The organism is Streptomyces sp. NPDC002779, from assembly GCF_042888685.1.
Taxonomy (GTDB): Bacteria; Actinomycetota; Actinomycetes; order Streptomycetales; family Streptomycetaceae; genus Streptomyces.
Genome location: NZ_JBIAQC010000008.1, coordinates 223240 through 241541, shown reverse-complemented (window position 1 = coordinate 241541; position 18302 = coordinate 223240). Strand labels below are relative to the sequence as shown.

Sequence of the window (18302 nt, the reverse complement as noted above, 5' to 3'; positions counted from 1 at the left end):
GGAATTTGCCGTAGAGGCAAGGCTCCGGCTGAATGGAGGGCATGAGCTCCCCCGAGACCGGGCCGGACGGCGACCTGCCCGCGGTGGCGCCGCAGCTGCGAGCCCTGCGACGCCAGGCCGCCCTCACCCTGGAGGCCGCGGCCCGCGCCGCCGGTCTGTCGCCGGCCCACCTGTCCCGTCTGGAGACGGGACAGCGCCAGCCCTCGCTGCCGATGCTGCTCTCGCTCGCGCGCATCTACGGTACGACCGTCTCGGAACTGCTCGGCGAGACGGTCGCCGACCGGGACGCCGTCATCCGCGCCGCCGACATGGAACCGACGGCGGCCGGCGGCTGGACGTACCGGCAGGCGGGCGCGCCAGGCCGGGGGATGCAGGCGCTGCGGCTGCACGTCCCCTTCGGCTCCCAGGGCGACATCGTGCGGGTGCACCCCGGCGAGGAATGGCTCTACGTCCTCACCGGGCGGCTGAGGCTGCGCCTCGGGGACACCGCGCACCGGCTCGCACCGGGCGACAGCGCCCACTTCGACTCGCTCACCCCGCACCGCATCGCCGCCCTGGACCCGGACGGCGTGGAGCTGCTGTTCGTCCACACCCTGCTGCAGAGCCCCACGGCCGCCCTGTGCCTGGGCCCGACCCCCGGAGAGACGCCATGAGCGACATGGAGGAGAAGTTCCCGCGCGCCCTGTGGATCCGGCTGGTCATCTACCTGGCGGTGGGCCATGTCTTCGCCGCGTTCATCTATCTGCTCTTCGAGCTGGGGGCCGGGCAGTAGCCGCCGGGCTCAGTCGAGCAGCCGCTCCCGCAGCCGCTCCCGGATCTCCGGGGTGATGCCGAGCCCCTGCTCCAGGTAGGTGTCGACGTCGCCCCAGGTCTCCTCGATGGTGTCGAAGGCCGCCGTGAGGTACTCGGCGCGCGCGTCGAAGAGCGGGCTGAGCAGCTCCATGACCTCGGGGGTGTGGGTGTTGTTGCGCTGCACCTTGTAGCGGCGGTGCTTGGCGTTGGACTCCAGGTAGTCGGCGAGGATCGCTTCTCGCTCCACGCCGAGGGCGAGCAGCGTCACCGCGATCGACAGGCCGGCCCGGTCCTTGCCCGCCGCGCAGTGCATCAGGGCCGGAACGCTGTCCTCGGCCAGGGAACGCAGCACCTGGGAGTGCTCGGCGGTGCGCTCCTTGACGATCGTGCGGTACGACTCGATCATCCGGTTCGCGGCCTTGCCGTCGTCGAGGATCTGCCGCAGCTGCTCGATCTCGCCGTCGCGGACCATCTTCCAGAACTCGGCGCCGTCCGCGGGGTCCGACAGCGGGAGGTTCACATTCCGGACACCCGTGAGCTCGACGTCGGGGCCCTCCAGCTTCTGGTCCGCCACATTGCGGAAGTCGAAGATCGTGTGCAGGCCGAGGGAGTCGAGGAACGCCGTGTCCTGCTCGGTCGCGTGCGCGAGGTGGCCGCTGCGGAACAGCACGCCGTAGCGCACCCGCCGTCCGTCCGTGGTCGGCAGCCCGCCCACGTCACGGAAGTTGCGCACTCCGGCCAGCTCGGGCTCGGTCGACGGGACCTGCTGCGTCACTGGGGCTCCTCCCACCGGATCCCGCCGGCTCGGCTCGCCGACGGGCACGCCTTGACGATACGACATGCATACCGGCCGCTCATTGAATGCGGCAAAACGGGCGAACACCGTGGAAATCCTGCTGATTCATCGCGGGTTAGCGCGTCGACCATGATGTGACAGTTCTCCATCTGCGCCGCTTCTGAGCGTTCTGTCCGAATTGCAGCCTTCCTTCCAACTCGCTCTGGAATAAAGGGGTGTGGAGCAGCGTCACGTGAGCAGCGTCATATCCGTGACCGAGTGTCGCCCGTCATGTTCACGTAATTCACCCGTTTCTCAAGGGCGTTTGCGGGAACGGCCCCTCCTTAATGCACGCAAAGTGACGAGGAATTCCCACAAGGGATCAAGAGGTACGGCTTCATGTGGAACCTTCTGCTTGTCCCTTTGCGTCTTGGTCGCTTACGTTCGCCACCACTCCGAGCGGAACGCCTAATCCTGCCGCTGCTCGGAACCCGCACCCACTCACCCGTGCACGGCAGGAGCGGGGGACCCACAGGCACCACCGCCTGGTCCGGTTCCCGGAACAGGCTCGGGGTCAAGTCGCGCCCAGCGCGCGGCCGGACATCTCCAGTCCGCACCCGACAGCTCACCTCGTAGGCGCCGGAGAGGAAATCGCCATGCCCGCGAAGGGTAAGCACCGCCGTCCCAAGGCCCTGCGCTTCACTCGCTCGATCGCCGTCGCCGGCACCGGTGGCGCCGCACTCGCCCTCCCGCTCCTGGGGGCCACCGGCGCCCACGCGGCCCCGTCGCAGTCCGTTCCGGAGAAGGCCGTTCAGTCGGTCCAGACCGCGGACAAGAAGGCGGCCGAGAAGAAGGCCACCGCGAAGAAGGCCACCGCCACGACGTACACGGTGCGCTCGGGGGACTACCTTTCGAAGATCGCGAACGAGCAGAACGTCAGCGGTGGCTGGGAGAAGCTCTACGCGGACAACCGTGAGGCCGTCGGCGACGACCCGGCGCTGATCCACCCCGGCCTGAAGCTGTCGATCGGCAAGAGAGCCGCCACGACGGACACCGCCGAGAAGCCGGCCGCCAAGTCCTCCACGAAGTCCTCGTCCGCCGAGTCCTCCTCGTCGAGCTCCGCCAAGTCCTCCGAGGCCGCGGAGTCCTCGCAGGCTCCGGAGTCCGAGGCGGCCACCACCTCGCAGGCCGCGCAGAGCTCCGCCGGCGGCTTCAGCTCCCCCGTCTCCGGCGCCGGGGTCGGCACCGCCTACAAGGTCGCGGGCAGCATGTGGTCCAGCGGCTACCACACCGGCGTCGACTTCGTCGTGCCGACCGGCACCTCCCTGAAGGCCGTGGGCGCGGGCACCGTCGTCTCGGCCGGCTGGGCCGGCGCGTACGGCAACCAGGTCGTCATCCGGCTCGCCGACGGCCACTACGCGCAGTACGCCCACCTGTCCTCGCTGTCCGTCTCCAGCGGCCAGTCGGTGACGGCGGGCCAGCAGGTCGGTCTCTCCGGCTCGACCGGCAACTCGACCGGCCCGCACCTGCACTTCGAGATCCGCACCACGCCGGACTACGGCTCGGACGTCGACCCGGTCGCCTACCTCCGCGCGAAGGGCGTCTCCGTCTGACGGACGCGCCGCTGAGGAACCACCTGTCCGACACGCCACCGAAGGCCGGACCCAGATCCCCGGGTCCGGCCTTCGGTGTTTTTATTCCGGAATTGGTGAAGCCTTGAAGAGTGGGGTATCTCACCGACCGTCAACCCCTGCCTACGGTCGCGTAGGTCACATTAGAAGGTGAATCATGACCCGGTGTGGCAGACGATTCGAAGAGTGACAACAGAGCAGTGATCGGGTCGTACGTGGCGCTGGGGGACAGCTTCACCGAGGGCGTCGGCGACCCCGGCCCGGACGGGGCGTTCGTCGGCTGGGCCGACCGGTTCGCGGTACTGCTCGCGGACCGCCGCCCCGAGGGGGATTTCCGCTACACGAACCTGGCCGTACGCGGGAAGCTGCTGGACCAGATCGTGGCCGACCAGCTCCCGAGGGCGCTCGAACTCGCCCCGGACCTGGTCTCGTTCTGCGCCGGCGGCAACGACATCATCCGGCCCGGCACCGACCCCGACGAGGTCGCCGAGCGGTTCGAGCGGGCCGTGGCCCGGCTCACCGAGGCCGCCGGCACCGTCATGGTGACCACCGGCTTCGACACCCGTGGCGTGCCGGTGCTGAAGCATCTGCGCGGCAAGATCGCCACGTACAACCTCCATGTCCGGGCCATCGCCGACCGGTACGGCTGCCCGGTGCTGGACCTGTGGTCCCTCAAGACCGTGCAGGACCGGCGCGCCTGGGACACCGACCGGCTGCATCTGTCGCCCGAGGGGCACACGCGGGTGGCGCTGCGCGCGGGACAGGTCCTCGGTCTGGAGGTACCGGCCGACCCGGACCAGCCCTGGCCGCCGCTGCCGCCGCGCGGGACCCTGGAGATCCGGCGCGACGATGTGCAGTGGGCACGCGAGTACCTGGTGCCGTGGTTCGGGCGGCGGCTGCGGGGGGAGTCGTCGGGCGACCATGTGATCGCCAAGGGCAGTCTGTCGCCGGGCGACATCAGGATGTGGATCGAGACGGCCGTCTGAGGCAGGCGCGGGGCCGGGGCGGGCTCGACCAGTGAGGTGACGGCGGGGGAGTGGTGCACGCGCGCGTGCGGACCCCGGTGCTGGGATGGGCCCGTCCCGTCCGCACGCCCGGAAGGTCGGCCATGACCGTACCGCTGCCCCGTCCCACCGCCACCGTCGCCGTCGCCCTCCTCGCCCTCGGTCTGCCGCTCCTCGCGGCCGCTCCGGCGACCGCGCTGGCCGGCGCCGGTGCCGCGCCGGCGAGCCCCGCTGCTGTTTCGGTGACGGCTCCGGCCGGCCCCGCCGCCTCGGCCGTGCGCAGCTCGCCGGTGTCGTCGACCATCACGGTGACCGGGGTCGGCTCCGCGACCGCCGTTCCCGATCTGGCCGTCGTCAGCGTCGGCGTCGAGGCCGTCGGCAAGACCGCGCAGGCCGCCCAGGACGCCCAGAGCAAGGCCGCGAACGCCCTGCTGAACGCGGTGCGCGAGCGCGGGGTGGCCGAGCAGGACGTGCGTACCGAGGGGCTGTCCCTGACGCCGGTGTACAAGTACCAGGACGGCAACTCCACGCTGACGGGGTATCAGGCCGCGCAGAACTTCTCCCTGAAGATCCGCATGGTGGCGCGGACCGGCCTGATCCTGCAGTCCGTCACGGACGCCACCGGCGACGCGGGCCGTATCCACGGGGTCGTCTTCGACGTCGCCGACCGCACCGAACTGCGGGCACGCGCGCGTACGGCCGCGCACAAGGACGCGCACGCCAAGGCGCTCCAGTACGCCCGGCTCAGCGGACGGCACCTGGGCCGGCTGATCTCGCTCACCGAGGGCGTGTCGGGCGGCCCCTCCCCGGTCCCGGCCCCCGCCGACGTGGCCGGGAGCGGGGTGGGCGTGCCGATCGCGCCCGGCGAGATCCAGGACGACGTCCGGGTCACGGCCGTCTACGAGCTGGACTGATTCCGGGGTTCACCGCGCCGCCGCGGTCAACGCCTCCCGCTCCACACCCAGTTCCCGGGCCAGCGCCTCGTCGGCCCACTCCTGCGCACGCGCGCGGGACAGCGCGCCCGGGTAGGACGTCCGCTGGACGGCGAGCCCGTCGAGCAGGGCCGTCCGGCGCAGGGCCGCGCCGGCCGGGTCGGGGCAGCGGAACTCGCCCGCGGCCACCCCTTCGGCGATGACCTCGGCGAGGGCCGCCTTCCACTGCGTGTCGAGGGTCTGGGTGACCTCGCGCAGCGCGGGTTCGCGCAGCGCCGCGGCCCAGCCCTCGATCCACAGCCGCCAGCCCTTGGCCTGGCCGGTGGGCGCGTACCGGCGCACGGGCGCGCGCAACCGGCGCAGCGCGGTCGTCCGGCGCCCGAGCAGCTTGCGCAACTGGGCCAGGGTCCTCGGCCGCGTGGGCGAAGGCGGCGGCGACCAGCTTCTCCTTGCTGGAGAAGTGGTACAGCACCAGAACGTTGCTCACGCCGAGCGCCGACGCCACGTCGGCGATCCTCACCGCCGCCACGCCCGGCGTACCGGGGCCCAAGGAACAGGGTGAGGCGCGTGACGAGGGTGCGGTCGAGTGTGGCGGGCCGGGCCGAGGGCGTTGTCGGAGGGGCCGACCATAATGGGATGCCTCGACGACTCCACATGGAGGTACCGTGACCGGTTTCCGTTCCCTGAGCTCCGTGCTCCGTGCGCTGGAGCCGGCGGGCTTCGGCGCGGAGCCGAGCGGCGAGCGCCTGGCGCGCATCCGCAGATCGCCCCACTTCAAGGACGGCGTCTTCCAGAACCCCGGAGGACTCGCCCGGACCCGGCCCTCCGGCTCGATGCTGGAGTTCGCCAAGGTCTTCTTCGCCAAGGACGAGCGCCCGCGCAGATCCCCCCGCGGCAGCGTGCCCGTGCACTCCACCACGCTCGCCGACCTCGCGCGCCCGCCCGCCACCGGACTGCGCATCACCTGGATGGGCCACTCCAGCGTGCTCGCGGAGATCGACGGGCACCGGGTGCTCTTCGACCCCGTCTGGGGCGAGCGCTGCTCCCCGTTCTCCTTCGCCGGGCCCAAGCGACTGCACCCGGCGCCGCTGCCGCTGGCCGCGCTCGGCCCGGTCGACGTCGTCGTCATCTCGCACGACCACTACGACCACCTGGACCTGCCCTCCATCAGGGCGCTGGCCGGCACGGACACCGTGTTCGCCGTGCCGCTCGGCGTCGGCGCCCACCTGGAGCGCTGGGGCGTCTCCCCCGACCGGCTGCGCGAGCTGGACTGGCACGAGTCGGCCAAGGTCGGCGGGCTCACCCTTACCGCCACCCCGGCCCGGCACTTCTGCGGCCGCGGTCTGCGCAACACCCAGCACACGCTGTGGGCCTCCTGGTCCGTGGCCGGCTCCGAGCACCGGATCTTCCACAGCGGCGACACCGGGTACTTCGAGGGCTTCAAGGACATCGGCGCCGCGTACGGCCCGTTCGACACGACGATGATCCAGATCGGCGCGTACAGCGACTTCTGGCCGGACATCCACATGACGCCCGAGGAGGGCATGCGCGCCCACCTCGACCTCCAGGGCGGACAGCCGCACGGCGTGCTGCTGCCGATCCACTGGGCCACCTTCAACCTCGCCACGCACGCGTGGGCGGAGCCCGGGGAGTGGACCCGGGACGCCGCCGACGAGGCCGGCCAGGCGGCCGCCTTCCCGCGGCCCGGCGAGCCGTTCGAGCCCGCCGGACTGCTGCCCGTCCAGCCCTGGTGGCGCTCGCTCTCGGCGCCGCTCCCGCACCCTTGGCGCCGTCCGGAGCCGGTGGCCGCGCCCGAGGAGGGCGCCCGCGGTGACCTCGATCTGGCCGGTGACCGCTGAGCAGCGGCAGACACACCCCGACACGGCGGGTGACGGTCGGGCCAAAACCCCCGAGGGTGTGAAAGCGGCGTCGGCGGGTTGACGCCGGTCGGAGAAACGGCGGACGACGAGGGCCGGGAAGCGAAGGGCTTCCCGGCCCTCGTCGTCCGCCTGTGACCACTTCCGATCAGGTGTGATCGATGCTTTTGCGTTCGGTGGCGGGATCCGCTTCGGGCGGTCGATCTGCCGTACGAGCGCTCATACCAGAGGTGGATGCTCCGCGTACGAGTTTGTCAACTGCCCACCGCACCTGATGCGTTGCCGACTACTGTCAGTGTCCGTCGGGCGACGCAGGGCCGAATTCCTCGGTCCCGCCGACCGACACCGCGATGGCGCCGCGCCCGCCCGCGCCCCGGCCCGGTGGCGCGCCCGACGGACAGTACGAGGACACCGATGTCTCACCTCCGCGCACCGGCCGCACGCGCAGACCGCCGTGAGGGCGGGCGGCACGGTCGGCCGGTCGCCCGCCCCGCCCCGAGCCTGCCCGAGACGCACATACGGCCGCAGCTCCTGCGGCTCGCCGTGCTGCCCCCGGTCGCGGTCGCCCTCGCCGGCTGCGCGGCCGTGCTGTTCACCGTCCGCACCACCGGCGCCCGGCCGGGCCTCACCCTGTGGGGCATGCTCGCCGGCGCCGGCGCGGTCGCCCTCTCGGGGATCGTGATCGCCGCCGTGGCCGCCGACCGCACCGCCAGGTATGTCAGCGAACGCATCGGCGCCCTGCGCCGCAGCAGCGCCCGCGGCGAGGCCGACCTGCGCGCCCTGGTCGAATCCCTGCGCCGGGGCGACAGCCCGCCCCGGCGCAAACCGCGCAGCGGCCCGCCCGAGGACGCCGACGACCTCGAACTGCTCGCCGCCGACCTGGCCCGCGCCCACGACGGGGCCGTCACCGCCGTCGTCCAGGCCGCACAGCTGTCCAGCCAGGCCGGCAGCGAACAGAAGCTGGAGGTCTTCGTCAACCTCGCCCGGCGCCTGCAGTCGCTGGTGCACCGCGAGATCTCGATCCTCGACGAGCTGGAGAACGAGATCGAGGACCCCGACCTGCTCAAGGGCCTCTTCCACGTCGACCACCTCGCCACCCGGATCCGCCGCCACGCCGAGAACCTCGCCGTCCTCGGCGGTGCCGTCTCGCGCCGCCAGTGGAGCAACCCGGTCTCCATGACCGAGGTGCTGCGCTCGGCCATCGCCGAGGTCGAGCAGTACTCCCGGGTCAAGCTCGTGCCGCCGATCGAGGGCACCCTGCGCGGACACGCCGTCGCCGACGTCATCCATCTGCTCGCCGAACTCGTGGAGAACGCCACCGTGTTCTCCGCCCCGCACACCCAGGTGCTGCTGCGCGCCAACCTCGTCACCTCCGGGCTCGCCGTCGAGGTCGAGGACCGCGGCCTGGGCATGCCCGTCGGCGAACAGGAGCGGATGAACGCCCTGCTCGCCGACCCCGACCAGGTCAACGTCGCCAGCCTGCTGGCGGACGGCCGCATCGGCCTGTTCGTGGTCTCCCAGCTCGCCAAGCGGCACGGCATCAACGTCCGGCTCCAGACCAACATCTACGGCGGAGTGCAGGCCGTCCTCGTCGTACCGCAGGGCCTGCTCGGCAGCGCGCCCGGCGGCACCGGGACCGCCGTAGCCCCGCAAGCGCCGCAGCCGCAGGTGGCCGGGCCGCCCCCCGCACACGCCCCGTCGCAGCGGCCGGGCCCCCGGGCCGCGACGCCCAGGGCGAACGGCTCCGGGCCCGTGCCGTTGCCGGTGCGCGGCGCCCATGAGGAGCGGCGCACCATCGCGGAGGCCGTGCCCGGCATCAGCCCCGAGGACCGGGCGGTCGTCGCCGAGCACACCGTCGCGCCGCCCATCCCGCGCTCCAGTGCCGTGCGCGGCACCATGGGCAAGCCCCACCTGCCCAAGCGCCGCGCCCAGGAACACCTCGCCCCCCAACTGCGCGACGGTCCCGCGCCACGGCAGGAACCCGAGCACCTCGCCGGACACGACCCCGGACTGATGGCCGCCTTCCAGCGCGGCGTCGGCCTCGCCGAGGCCCAGCAGCACCTGGAGTCCGAGCACCCGGACCAGCTCGGACCCGACGCCCTCGCCGCGGACTTCACGGCCGCGGACTTCACGGCGGCGGACGTGACGCCGGCGCGCATACCCCAGGCGAGCCCCGCGCACCTGTCCCGCCCCGAGCACACCAACCGGCACGACGGGAGCGCATCAGCCGGATGACCACGCACGCACCCACCCCCACCCCCACGCCCAGGTCCTGTCCCAGCGCTCCCGCTGACCTTCGTACCTCAAGGAGTCGATCCACCATGGCGAGCGAAGCGCCGACCGGCCATGCATCCGATCTCGACTGGCTGATGAGCGGCCTCGTGCAGCGCGTACCGCACACCAGCAGCGCGGTGCTCCTGTCCTGCGACGGGCTCGTGAAGTCGGTCCACGGCCTCGACGCGGACAGCGCCGACCACATGGCGGCCCTCGCCTCCGGTCTGTACTCCCTCGGCCGCAGCGCCGGGGTCCGCTTCGGTGACGGCGGAGACGTCCGCCAGGTCGTCGTCGAACTCGACTCCACCCTGCTGTTCGTCACCACCGCCGGATCCGGCACCTGTCTGGCCGTGCTGGCCGGACGCGAGGCCGACGCCGCCGTGCTCGGCTACGAGATGGCGATGCTGGTCAAGAGCGTCCGCCCCTATCTGGTGACCGCGCCCCGCCACCACGCCGTCGAACCGTCGGCGTCGAGGCCTTGAGCGTGGCGGCGGCCGGTGACGGGCCCTGGCTCGATGACGCGGCCGGACGGCTGGTGCGCCCCTTCACGGTCAGCAACGGCCGGACCCGGCCCACCGTCGCCCTCGACCTGATCTCCCAGGTGATGGCCACCGGGGCGACCCCCCTCGGCTATCTGGGCCCTGAACACACGGAGGCGCTCGACTCATGCCGCGCCCCCGTATCGGTCGCCGAGGTCGCGGCCCACCTGAAGCTGCCGGCGGCAGTGACCAAGGTGCTGCTGGCGGACCTCGTCGACTGCGGGGCGCTCACCACCAAGCCCCCCGAGTTCCACCACAACCCCACTGACCGGGCCCTTCTGGAGGCAGTGCTCGATGGACTACGACGACAGCTCTGACTACGCCGACGGCGCCGACCCCTTCCCCACCGCACTGAAGATCCTCGTGGCGGGCGGGTTCGGGGTCGGCAAGACGACCTTCGTCGGCGCGGTCAGCGAGATCGCACCGCTCAGCACCGAGGAACTGCTCACCACGGTCAGCGCCGCGACCGACAATCTCGACGGCATCGAGAACAAGGTCGAGACCACGGTCGCCATGGACTTCGGCCGCATCACGCTCGACCCCCAACATGTCCTGTACCTGTTCGGCACGCCCGGACAGGAGCGGTTCTGGTTCATGTGGGACGAGCTCTGCGAAGGCGCCCTCGGCGCGGTCGTCCTCGCCGACACCCGGCGCCTGGAGGACTGCTTCGCCGCCGTCGACTTCTTCGAGCAGCGCGGCCTCGGCTTCATCCTCGCCATCAACGACTTCGACGGCGCCTACCGCTACGACCCCGAGGAGGTGCGCGCCGCCATCGACCTCGACCCCGGGGTCCCCGTCGTGCGCTGCGACGCCCGGATCTCCAGCTCGGGCGTCCAGACCCTGCTGACCCTCGTCAAACACCTCATCGCGCACGCTCCGGCCCCCGCGACCGGCTACGGCGCCCATATGTGATCCCCGCACACCCCACGGAGCCCTCCTATGCCATACGCCCACACCCCCGGAGCGCGCCGATGAGCTACGACCCGCCCCGCCCGGCCGGTCGACTGCTGCTCACGCCCGAGGACAAGGAGGCACCCGCCCGAGCGGACCGGCTGCGCCGACTCGGCCTCGGCGAGCGGACGGAACCCGTCCTCGACGCCTACGCCGCCGCCCTCGCCGAGATGACCGGGGCGCCGTACGCCATGGTCAACTTCATCGACGAGAACCGGCAGTTCTTCGCGGGCCTGCATCTCCCGGCGGCCGCGCTGTTCGTGAAGGGCGACGGCACCAGTCCGCGGGTCGGCCGCACCCTGCCGCGCGACCACGGGTTCTGCCCCCATGTGGTGGTCCGGCGCAAGGCGCTCGTCCTGGAGGACGTCTGCGACTATCCGCGGTTCGCGGGCAACCCGGTGGTCGACGAGTTCGGCATCCGCTCCTACCTCGGCGCACCGCTGATCGACACCACGGGGATGGTGCTCGGCACCGTGTGCGTCGCCGACGTGCAGCCACGGCCGTGGGGGAGACCGGGCCTGGAGGCGATCAAGGCGTCGGCCGCGGATCTCGTCGCCCGGCTGGAACGACGGGCGGCCGACGACCTGCCGCTGCCCTGAGACCTGGTCCGGTCTAGAAGCCCCGCCAGACGTTGTCGAACGCGGAGTCCTCGATCGACCGCCGCTGCCGTACGGCCTCCAGTTCCATCACCGCGTCGCCCACGGCGGCCAGCACCGTCGTGACCGTGTCGTCGGTGAGGTCCTCGGCGGTGTCGGCCGGGTCCGCCAGGCCGGCGGCCGCGGCGAGCGCGGCGAGGACGGGCTCACCGGACGCCCGGCGCTCCTCGGCGCCGGCCCGGGCCGGAGAGTCGACGGGCACCGCCCGGCCGGACCCCCGCGGGAAGCGGGGGCCGCGCCCGCGGGCAGCCAGGCCGGTCCGCTCCAGATCGTCGACGTAGGCAGCGAAGAGCCCGGAGCCCCGCCGCCACAGCCAGTCCGTGACGGTCTCGTACGGCTCCTTCCGCAGCAGCGCCGCGGCGGCCTCGTCCAGCAGCCGGTCGCCCGTCGCCGTCGTCGCGCCCGGTACGAGGCGGTCGTCGTCCAGCGTGAGCGCCCCGGCCTCGACCAGGTCCAGCACCTCGGCTCCCGCGAGCGCGAGCGAGAGATCGCCCTGCTCCACGGAACGGCCGGGCGCCGGGTCCAGGGCGACGAGCGCGAGATCCCGTGCGGTGTTCATGTGCGGCTCCAGGTCGGTCGGCCGGTGCGGTGTGCCCCGTTGATTGTTGCCTCCTTCGGTCCTTTTGGGACCGGTGTGAAGGAGATCTGCGGCTCCGCTTAAGAAATCCTCGATGGACCGGGGCGCCGAGGTACGGCAGATTGCTAGGCGATTCCACCCCTCTCCCCGGATGCGGGCGCCTTCGGCATGCCCGCGCCCGGGGCCGTACCCACAGGAGCCGTACGAGTGAAGGCGCTGGTCAAGGAGAAGGCGGAGCCCGGGCTGTGGCTCACGGACGTCCCCGAGCCCGCCGTCGGTCCCGGCGACGTACTCATCAAGGTGCTGCGCACCGGCATCTGCGGCACCGATCTGCACATCCGGTCCTGGGACGGCTGGGCGCGGCAGGCGATCCGCACCCCGCTGGTGCTCGGCCACGAGTTCGTCGGCGAGGTCGTCGACACCGGCCGGGACGTCACCGACATCCGGCCGGGCGACCGGGTCAGCGGCGAGGGGCATCTGGTGTGCGGCAAGTGCCGCAACTGCCTGGCCGGACGGCGGCACCTGTGCCGGGCCACGATCGGGCTCGGGGTGGGGCGCGACGGCGCGTTCGCCGAGTACGTCGTGCTGCCCGCCGCCAACGTCTGGGTGCACCGGGTCCCGGTCGACCTCGATGTGGCCGCGATCTTCGACCCGTTCGGCAACGCCGTGCACACCGCGCTGTCCTTCCCGCTGGTCGGCGAGGACGTCCTGATCACCGGCGCGGGCCCGATCGGTCTGATGGCCGCCGCCGTCGCCCGGCACGCGGGCGCCCGCAACGTCGTGATCACCGACGTCAGTGAGGAGCGGCTGGATCTCGCCCGCAAGATCGGCGTGAGCCTGGCCCTGAACGTGGCGGAGACCGGGATCGCGGACGGCCAGCGGGAGCTGGGGCTGCGTGAGGGCTTCGACATCGGGCTGGAGATGTCCGGCCGCCCCGAGGCCATGCGCGACATGATCGCCAACATGACGCACGGCGGCCGGATCGCCATGCTCGGTCTGCCCGCCGAGGAGTTCGCGGTGGACTGGGCCCGCATCGTCACCTCGATGATCACCATCAAGGGCATCTACGGCCGCGAGATGTTCGAGACCTGGTACGCGATGTCGGTCCTCCTGGAGGGCGGCCTCGACCTCAGCCCCGTGATCACCGGCCGGTACGGCTTCCGTGACTTCGAGGCGGCCTTCGCCGACGCGGCGAGCGGCCGCGGCGGCAAGGTCATCCTCGACTGGACCGCGTAACCCCTTAGGAGCTTCTTCGATGTTCGACTCCGTGCGCGACGACCTGCGCGTCACCCTCGACGAGATCCGGGCCGCCGGACTGCACAAGCCCGAGCGGGTCATCGGCACCCCGCAGTCCGCGACCGTCGACGTGACCGCGGGCGGCCGTCCCGGCGAGGTCCTCAACTTCTGCGCCAACAACTACCTCGGCCTCGCCGACCACCCCGAGGTGATCGCCGCCGCCCACGCGGCGCTGGACCGCTGGGGCTACGGCATGGCCTCCGTGCGCTTCATCTGCGGTACGCAGGAAGTGCACAAGGAGCTGGAAGCGCGGCTTTCCGCCTTCCTCGGGCAGGAGGACACGATCCTGTACTCCTCCTGCTTCGACGCCAACGGCGGTGTCTTCGAGACCCTGCTCGGCCCCGAGGACGCGGTGATCTCCGACGCCCTCAACCACGCCTCCATCATCGATGGCATCCGGCTGTCCAAGGCCCGCCGGTTCCGCTACGCCAACCGTGATCTGGCCGACCTGGAACGGCAGTTGAAGGATGCCTCCGACGCCCGGCGCCGGCTGATCGTCACCGACGGCGTCTTCTCCATGGACGGCTACGTCGCGCCGCTCGCCGAGATCTGCGACCTCGCCGACCGCTACGACGCCATGGTCATGGTCGACGACTCGCACGCGGTCGGCTTCGTCGGCCCCGGCGGCCGCGGCACCCCCGAGCTGCACGACGTGATGGACCGCGTCGACATCATCACCGGCACCCTCGGCAAGGCCCTCGGCGGAGCCTCCGGCGGCTACGTGGCGGCCCGCGCCGAGATCGTCGCCCTGCTCCGCCAGCGCTCCCGCCCGTACCTCTTCTCCAACACCCTCGCCCCGGTGATCGCCGCGGCCTCCCTGAAGGTGCTCGACCTGCTGGAGTCGGCGGACGACCTGCGCGTCCGGCTGAACGAGAACACCGCGCTGTTCCGCCGCCGGATGACCGAGGAGGGCTTCGACATCCTCCCCGGCGACCACGCCATCGCGCCCGTGATGATCGGGGACGCCGCTGTCGCCGGCCGGCTGGCGGAGCTGCTGCTGGAGCGCGGGGTGTACGTCATCGGCTTCTCCTATCCGGTGGTGCCGCAGGGCCAGGCCCGCATCCGGGTGCAGCTGTCCGCCGCGCACTCCACCGCCGACGTGAACCGGGCCGTGGACGCCTTCGTCGCCGCCCGCGCGGAGCTGACCGCCTGACCTGAGAGAATCGATCCGTGATCGAAGCGCGGCGGCTCCACATCCTCCGTGCGGTGGCCGACCATCGCACCGTGACGGCGGCTGCCGCCGCGCTGTATCTCACGCCCTCGGCCGTGTCGCAGCAGCTCACCGCGCTGGAGCAGGAGACCGGCCACCGCCTGGTGGAGCGCGGCGCCAAGGGCGTACGGCTCACCCCGGCCGGTGAGATCCTGCTGAGCCACACCCACGCCGTCCTCGCCCAGCTGGAGCGCGCCGAGGCGGAGCTGGCCGCCTACGGCTCCGGGGCGGCCGGCACGGTCACCGTCGCCGCCTTCGCGACCGGCATCGCCCAGGTGGTGGCCCCGGCCGTGGCCCGCCTCGCCGCGTCGGCGCCCGGCATCCGGATCCGCGTCCAGGACGCCGAGGGCGACGCCAGCCTGCCGATGGTGCTGGACCGGCAGGTCGACATCGCGGTCGCCGTCGAGTACCGCGGGGCCCCGCCCGCCGACGACCCCCGGCTGAGCCATGTCCCGCTGTACGCCGAGCCCTTCGACGCGGTCGTGCCGATGACGCACCGGCTGGCGGACGCGGCCGAGGTGCCGCTGGGGGAACTGGCCAAGGACTCGTGGATCGGCCCGTACCCCGGCAACCCCTGCCACGACGTGGTCGTGCTCGCCTGCGAGAGCGCCGGCTTCCAGCCGCGCCTGGAGCACTCCTCGGACGACTTCCGCGCGGTGGTGGCGCTGGCCTCCGCGGACGCGGGCGTCGCCCTGGTCCCGCGCTCGGCGCTGACCGGCATGGACCTCACCGGGGTGGTGGTCCGCCCGGTCGACGGCGTGGCGCCCACCCGACGGGTCTTCGCGGCCGTACGCCGCGGCGCCGAGGAGCACCCGCTGATCCGCCCCGTGCTGGACGCCCTGCGGGCGGCGGGCGAGGGGACGGCGTGACGGTCGTTTCATATTTGGGATACAGTCCCGTATGTGAAACAGAGTGTGGAGGTCGACCCCGTCGATGTCCGGCTCGGCGCGCGGCTGGCCGCGCTGCGGGCCGAGCGCGGGTGGTCGCTGGGTGAGGTGGCGGAGCGCAGCGGCGTCAGCAAGTCCACCCTGTCCCGGGCCGAGCGGGCGGAGATCAGCCCCACCGCCGCGCTGCTCAACCGGCTCTGCGGGGTGTACGGGCGGACCATGTCCCAGCTGCTCAGCGAGGTGGAATCCGAGCCCGCGCTGCTGGTGCGGGCCGCGGAGCAGCAGGTCTGGGCGGACCGGGCCTCCGGCTTCGTCCGGCGGTCCGTCTCCCCGCCGCATCCCGGGCTGCGCGGCGAACTCGTCGAGGGCCGGCTCGCCGCGGGCGCCGACATCGCCTACGACCGGCCGCCCGTGCCGGGTCTGGAGCAGCACCTCTGGGTTCTCGAAGGGGAGCTGGAGGTGACGGCGCAGGACGCCCAGCACCACCTGGAGGCGGGGGACTGCCTGCGGTTGCGGGTGTGGGGCCCCACGCGGTTCCGGTGCACCGGAACCGGCGAGGCGCGGTATGTGCTGGCGGTGGTGCTGCCGTGACCGTCCTCCGTCTGGACGAGGGGCAACTGCTGGCCCGTAGCGATGAGTTGGCGAGGTTGCTGGTGGACGCCGTGGCGGGGGGCGCCTCGGTCGGGTTCCTCGCGCCGCTGGACCCGGCCGTCGCGGAGGAGTGGTGGAAAGCCCGGGCTGACGGGCCGTTCGCGGTGTGGGCGGCGGTCGACGGCGGGCGGATCGTCGGCACCGTCAGCCTGGCCTTCCCCGACAAGCCCAACAGCCGCCACCGCGCCGAGCTGGTCAAGCTGATGGTGCACCGGGACGCGCGCGGCCGCGGCCTCGGCCGTACCCTCCTGGCCACCGCCGAGCAGGCGGCCGCCGCCGCGGGCATCACCCTCCTGCACCTCGACACCGAGACCGGCAGCCCCGCCGAGCACCTCTACCGCTCCGCCGGCTGGACCCGGGCCGGGGTGATCCCCGACTACGCGGCGGACCCGGGCGGAGCGCTGCGGCCGACGACGCTGTACTACAAGCAGGTCGGAGCGCCCGTACCCGCCCGGTGATGTCAGTGCGAGCGGTTACGGTGCCTGCCATGCAGGATGCCGAAGACGTACGCCGTACCGCGCTGTCCCTGCCGGACACGACGGAGAAGACCGCCTGGAACATGCCCACGTTCCGGGTGGCGGGGAAGATGTTCGCGACGCTGCCCGAGGACGAGACCTCCATCGCCGTGCGCTGCCCCAAGGAGGAGCGCGACGAACTGGTGCTGGCCGAGCCGGGGAAGTTCTGGATCGCCGGCCACGAGGCGCAGTTCGCCTGGGCGCGGGTCCGGCTCGCGGCGCTGGAGGACGGGGACGAGCTGCGGGACATCCTCGCCGACTCCTGGCGCCAGGCGGCACCCACCCGACTCCTGGAGGCCTACCCGGAGTTGGGGCTTCCGGCCGCGGACTGAAATTCCCTCGGGCGTTGTCAGTGCCGCGTGGCATGATCCGGAGACGTGAGCGGAAGGCGGGGCGGAGGGGGCCCCGGCTGCCGCGGTGACCGGTGCACGGGGAGGGGAGCGCGGGGATGGCGAGGCGGCGGTCGAAGGTGTCGGGCGAGGTCCGTCCGGTCTGGTCCCGGGACTTCGCCCTCTTCTTCGCCGCCCGTGCCGTCGCCCGGCTCGGCGACACCATGCTGCCGGTGGCCCTCGCCGCCGGACTGCTCCAGCACGGGTACGGCGCGGGCGCGGTCGGCCTGGCCATGGCCGCCACGGCAGCCGCCTTCGCCGGATTCGTCGTCTTCGGCGGGGTGATCGCCGACCGCTTCAGCACCCGTCGGCTGATGATCGGCGCCGACCTGGTGCGCCTGGGCACCCAGGCCCTCGCCGCGGCCCTGTTCTTCAGCGGTCATGTGGTGCTGTGGGAGATCTGCGCGATCGGTTTCGTCAACGGTGTCGCGGGCGCCGTCTTCCAGCCCGGTGTCGCCAGTACGACCCCCCGGCTCGCCACCGACGTCCAGGGCGCGAACGGCGCCATACGCATCGCGGAGTCCGCGGCCCACCTCGCGGGCCCCGCCCTCGCCGGGCTCCTCGTCGGCCTCGCCTCCCCGGGAGGTGTCTTCGCCGCCCACGCGGCGACGTACGCGGTGAGCGCCCTGTGCCTGCTCCTGCTGCGCCTGCCCCCGCTCGCCTCCGGCAGCGCGCCGGTACCGAGCACCTTCCGGGCGGACCTGGTCGAGGGCTGGCGGGAGTTCCGGGCGCGCACCTGGCTCTGGGCCGTCATCGCCGTCTGGTGCCTGTACATGCTCATGGTGTGGGGCCCGACCCTGCCGCTGGTCGCGACCGAGGTGGTCCAGGAGCACGGCGCCGGCGCCTACGGCCTGATCAACTCCGCCCTGGGCGCGGGCACCGTCGTCGGCGGCCTCCTCGCCCTGCGCCTGCGCCCCCGCCGTATGCTCCGGGCGGGCGCGATCAGCCTCTTCGCCTTCGTCGGCTTCCCGGCGACCGTGGGTCTCGGCCTCGACGTACCGGCGATGGCGGCGGGCGCCGCGGTGGCGGGCGCGGGCATGTCCTTCTGGAGCGTGATGTGGGCGACCACCGTCCAGACCCAGGTCCCTGCGGACGTCCTCAACCGCATCCACGCCTACGACGTGGCCGGCTCCCTGGCCATGATGCCGGTGGGCCAGGCCCTCGCGGGCCCCTCCGCGTCCGCCCTCGGCGCCGAGAACGTCCTGCTGGTCGCGGGTGTGATGAGCCTGGTCGTCGCGGCGACCCTGCTCGCGGTCCGGCCGGTGCGTGACCTGGTGCGGGCCGACGCGCCGACCGCCGGATCGATACCCGCCGGGCAGCCGGAGCGGGCCCGCACCGAATAAACC

20 protein-coding genes, 1 pseudogene and 1 riboswitch are annotated in these 18302 nt (G+C 72.6%); of the genes and pseudogenes, 18 read left to right on the top strand and 3 right to left on the bottom strand.

Features of this window, described 5'->3' with window-relative positions; all coding sequences use genetic code 11:
- Positions 1-41: 41 nt before the first annotated feature.
- Positions 42-653, top strand: a complete 612-nt coding sequence (locus ACFYW5_RS23810) for a helix-turn-helix domain-containing protein (RefSeq protein ID WP_389419076.1) — start codon at positions 42-44, stop codon at positions 651-653.
- Positions 650-772, top strand: coding sequence for a DUF6126 family protein (locus ACFYW5_RS23805; protein ID WP_389419075.1), 123 nt, complete (start codon positions 650-652; stop codon positions 770-772). The genes ACFYW5_RS23810 and ACFYW5_RS23805 overlap by 4 nt, the downstream gene beginning before the upstream one ends.
- Before the next feature lie 9 nt (positions 773-781).
- Here ACFYW5_RS23805 and ACFYW5_RS23800 read toward each other — a convergent pair whose 3' ends face one another.
- Complete coding sequence (locus ACFYW5_RS23800; RefSeq protein WP_389419074.1) at positions 782-1567, bottom strand: tyrosine-protein phosphatase; 786 nt, start codon at positions 1565-1567, stop codon at positions 782-784.
- A gap of 484 nt (positions 1568-2051) precedes the next feature.
- Positions 2052-2219: riboswitch (cyclic di-AMP (ydaO/yuaA leader) on the top strand.
- A gap of 4 nt (positions 2220-2223) precedes the next feature.
- Here ACFYW5_RS23800 and ACFYW5_RS23795 point away from each other — a divergent pair.
- The 3 genes from ACFYW5_RS23795 (at position 2224) to ACFYW5_RS23785 (ending at position 5116) form a co-directional block, all read left to right on the top strand.
- Positions 2224-3180, top strand: a complete 957-nt coding sequence (locus tag ACFYW5_RS23795) for a LysM peptidoglycan-binding domain-containing M23 family metallopeptidase (protein ID WP_389419073.1) — start codon at positions 2224-2226, stop codon at positions 3178-3180.
- Between the two features lie 218 nt (positions 3181-3398).
- Positions 3399-4184 carry an SGNH/GDSL hydrolase family protein gene (locus ACFYW5_RS23790; protein WP_389419219.1) on the top strand — a complete coding sequence of 262 codons (786 nt, stop codon included), beginning with the start codon at positions 3399-3401 and terminating at the stop codon, positions 4182-4184.
- A 122-nt stretch (positions 4185-4306) separates the two neighbouring features.
- Positions 4307-5116: an SIMPL domain-containing protein gene (locus tag ACFYW5_RS23785; protein WP_389419072.1), complete on the top strand. Its 810-nt coding sequence runs from the start codon at positions 4307-4309 to the stop codon at positions 5114-5116.
- Positions 5117-5125: 9 nt separating this feature from the next.
- Here ACFYW5_RS23785 and ACFYW5_RS23780 read toward each other — a convergent pair.
- A pseudogene (locus tag ACFYW5_RS23780) lies at positions 5126-5684 on the bottom strand (TetR family transcriptional regulator C-terminal domain-containing protein).
- A gap of 115 nt (positions 5685-5799) precedes the next feature.
- On the opposite strand from ACFYW5_RS23780, the gene ACFYW5_RS23775 reads away from it, so the two are divergent.
- The 6 genes from ACFYW5_RS23775 to ACFYW5_RS23750 all read left to right on the top strand — a co-directional run bounded on the left by ACFYW5_RS23775 (position 5800) and on the right by ACFYW5_RS23750 (position 11374).
- On the top strand, positions 5800-6993 hold the full coding sequence (locus ACFYW5_RS23775; RefSeq protein WP_389419071.1) for an MBL fold metallo-hydrolase: 1194 nt from the start codon (positions 5800-5802) through the stop codon (positions 6991-6993).
- A gap of 432 nt (positions 6994-7425) precedes the next feature.
- Positions 7426-9246, top strand: a complete 1821-nt coding sequence (locus ACFYW5_RS23770) for an ATP-binding protein (protein WP_389419070.1) — start codon at positions 7426-7428, stop codon at positions 9244-9246.
- Between the two features lie 86 nt (positions 9247-9332).
- Complete coding sequence (locus ACFYW5_RS23765; RefSeq protein WP_389419069.1) at positions 9333-9767, top strand: roadblock/LC7 domain-containing protein; 435 nt, start codon at positions 9333-9335, stop codon at positions 9765-9767.
- Between the two features lie 2 nt (positions 9768-9769).
- The gene (locus tag ACFYW5_RS23760) at positions 9770-10141 is read left to right on the top strand and encodes a DUF742 domain-containing protein (RefSeq protein WP_389419218.1); all 372 of its coding nucleotides are present in this window, start codon (positions 9770-9772) and stop codon (positions 10139-10141) included.
- Positions 10119-10736 carry an ATP/GTP-binding protein gene (locus ACFYW5_RS23755; RefSeq protein WP_389419068.1) on the top strand — a complete coding sequence of 206 codons (618 nt, stop codon included), beginning with the start codon at positions 10119-10121 and terminating at the stop codon, positions 10734-10736. Before ACFYW5_RS23760 ends, ACFYW5_RS23755 begins: the two co-directional genes overlap by 23 nt.
- A 59-nt stretch (positions 10737-10795) precedes the next feature.
- Positions 10796-11374 carry a GAF domain-containing protein gene (locus tag ACFYW5_RS23750; protein WP_389419067.1) on the top strand — a complete coding sequence of 193 codons (579 nt, stop codon included), beginning with the start codon at positions 10796-10798 and terminating at the stop codon, positions 11372-11374.
- Positions 11375-11387: 13 nt separating this feature from the next.
- Here the strand turns inward: ACFYW5_RS23750 and ACFYW5_RS23745 are convergent, their stop codons facing one another.
- Positions 11388-11990 (bottom strand): GPP34 family phosphoprotein, encoded by a 603-nt coding sequence (locus tag ACFYW5_RS23745; RefSeq protein WP_389419066.1) that lies wholly within the window; start codon positions 11988-11990, stop codon positions 11388-11390.
- A 225-nt stretch (positions 11991-12215) separates the two neighbouring features.
- Here ACFYW5_RS23745 and tdh point away from each other — a divergent pair, with 225 nt between their 5' ends.
- The 7 genes from tdh (at position 12216) to ACFYW5_RS23710 (ending at position 18299) form a co-directional block, all read left to right on the top strand.
- On the top strand, positions 12216-13244 hold the full coding sequence (tdh, locus tag ACFYW5_RS23740; protein ID WP_389419065.1) for an L-threonine 3-dehydrogenase: 1029 nt from the start codon (positions 12216-12218) through the stop codon (positions 13242-13244).
- Positions 13245-13263: 19 nt separating this feature from the next.
- Complete coding sequence (locus ACFYW5_RS23735) at positions 13264-14457, top strand: glycine C-acetyltransferase (RefSeq protein WP_389419064.1); 1194 nt, start codon at positions 13264-13266, stop codon at positions 14455-14457.
- A gap of 17 nt (positions 14458-14474) precedes the next feature.
- Positions 14475-15383: a LysR family transcriptional regulator gene (locus ACFYW5_RS23730; RefSeq protein ID WP_389419063.1), complete on the top strand. Its 909-nt coding sequence runs from the start codon at positions 14475-14477 to the stop codon at positions 15381-15383.
- A 33-nt stretch (positions 15384-15416) separates the two neighbouring features.
- Positions 15417-15992: a helix-turn-helix domain-containing protein gene (locus ACFYW5_RS23725; protein WP_389419062.1), complete on the top strand. Its 576-nt coding sequence runs from the start codon at positions 15417-15419 to the stop codon at positions 15990-15992.
- Positions 15989-16510, top strand: coding sequence for a GNAT family N-acetyltransferase (locus ACFYW5_RS23720; RefSeq protein WP_389419061.1), 522 nt, complete (start codon positions 15989-15991; stop codon positions 16508-16510). Before ACFYW5_RS23725 ends, ACFYW5_RS23720 begins: the two co-directional genes overlap by 4 nt.
- Positions 16511-16539: 29 nt before the next feature.
- Positions 16540-16899, top strand: coding sequence for an MmcQ/YjbR family DNA-binding protein (locus ACFYW5_RS23715; RefSeq protein ID WP_389419060.1), 360 nt, complete (start codon positions 16540-16542; stop codon positions 16897-16899).
- Positions 16900-17015: 116 nt separating this feature from the next.
- On the top strand, positions 17016-18299 hold the full coding sequence (locus ACFYW5_RS23710; RefSeq protein WP_389419059.1) for an MFS transporter: 1284 nt from the start codon (positions 17016-17018) through the stop codon (positions 18297-18299).
- The last annotated feature ends 3 nt before the right edge of the window (positions 18300-18302 follow it).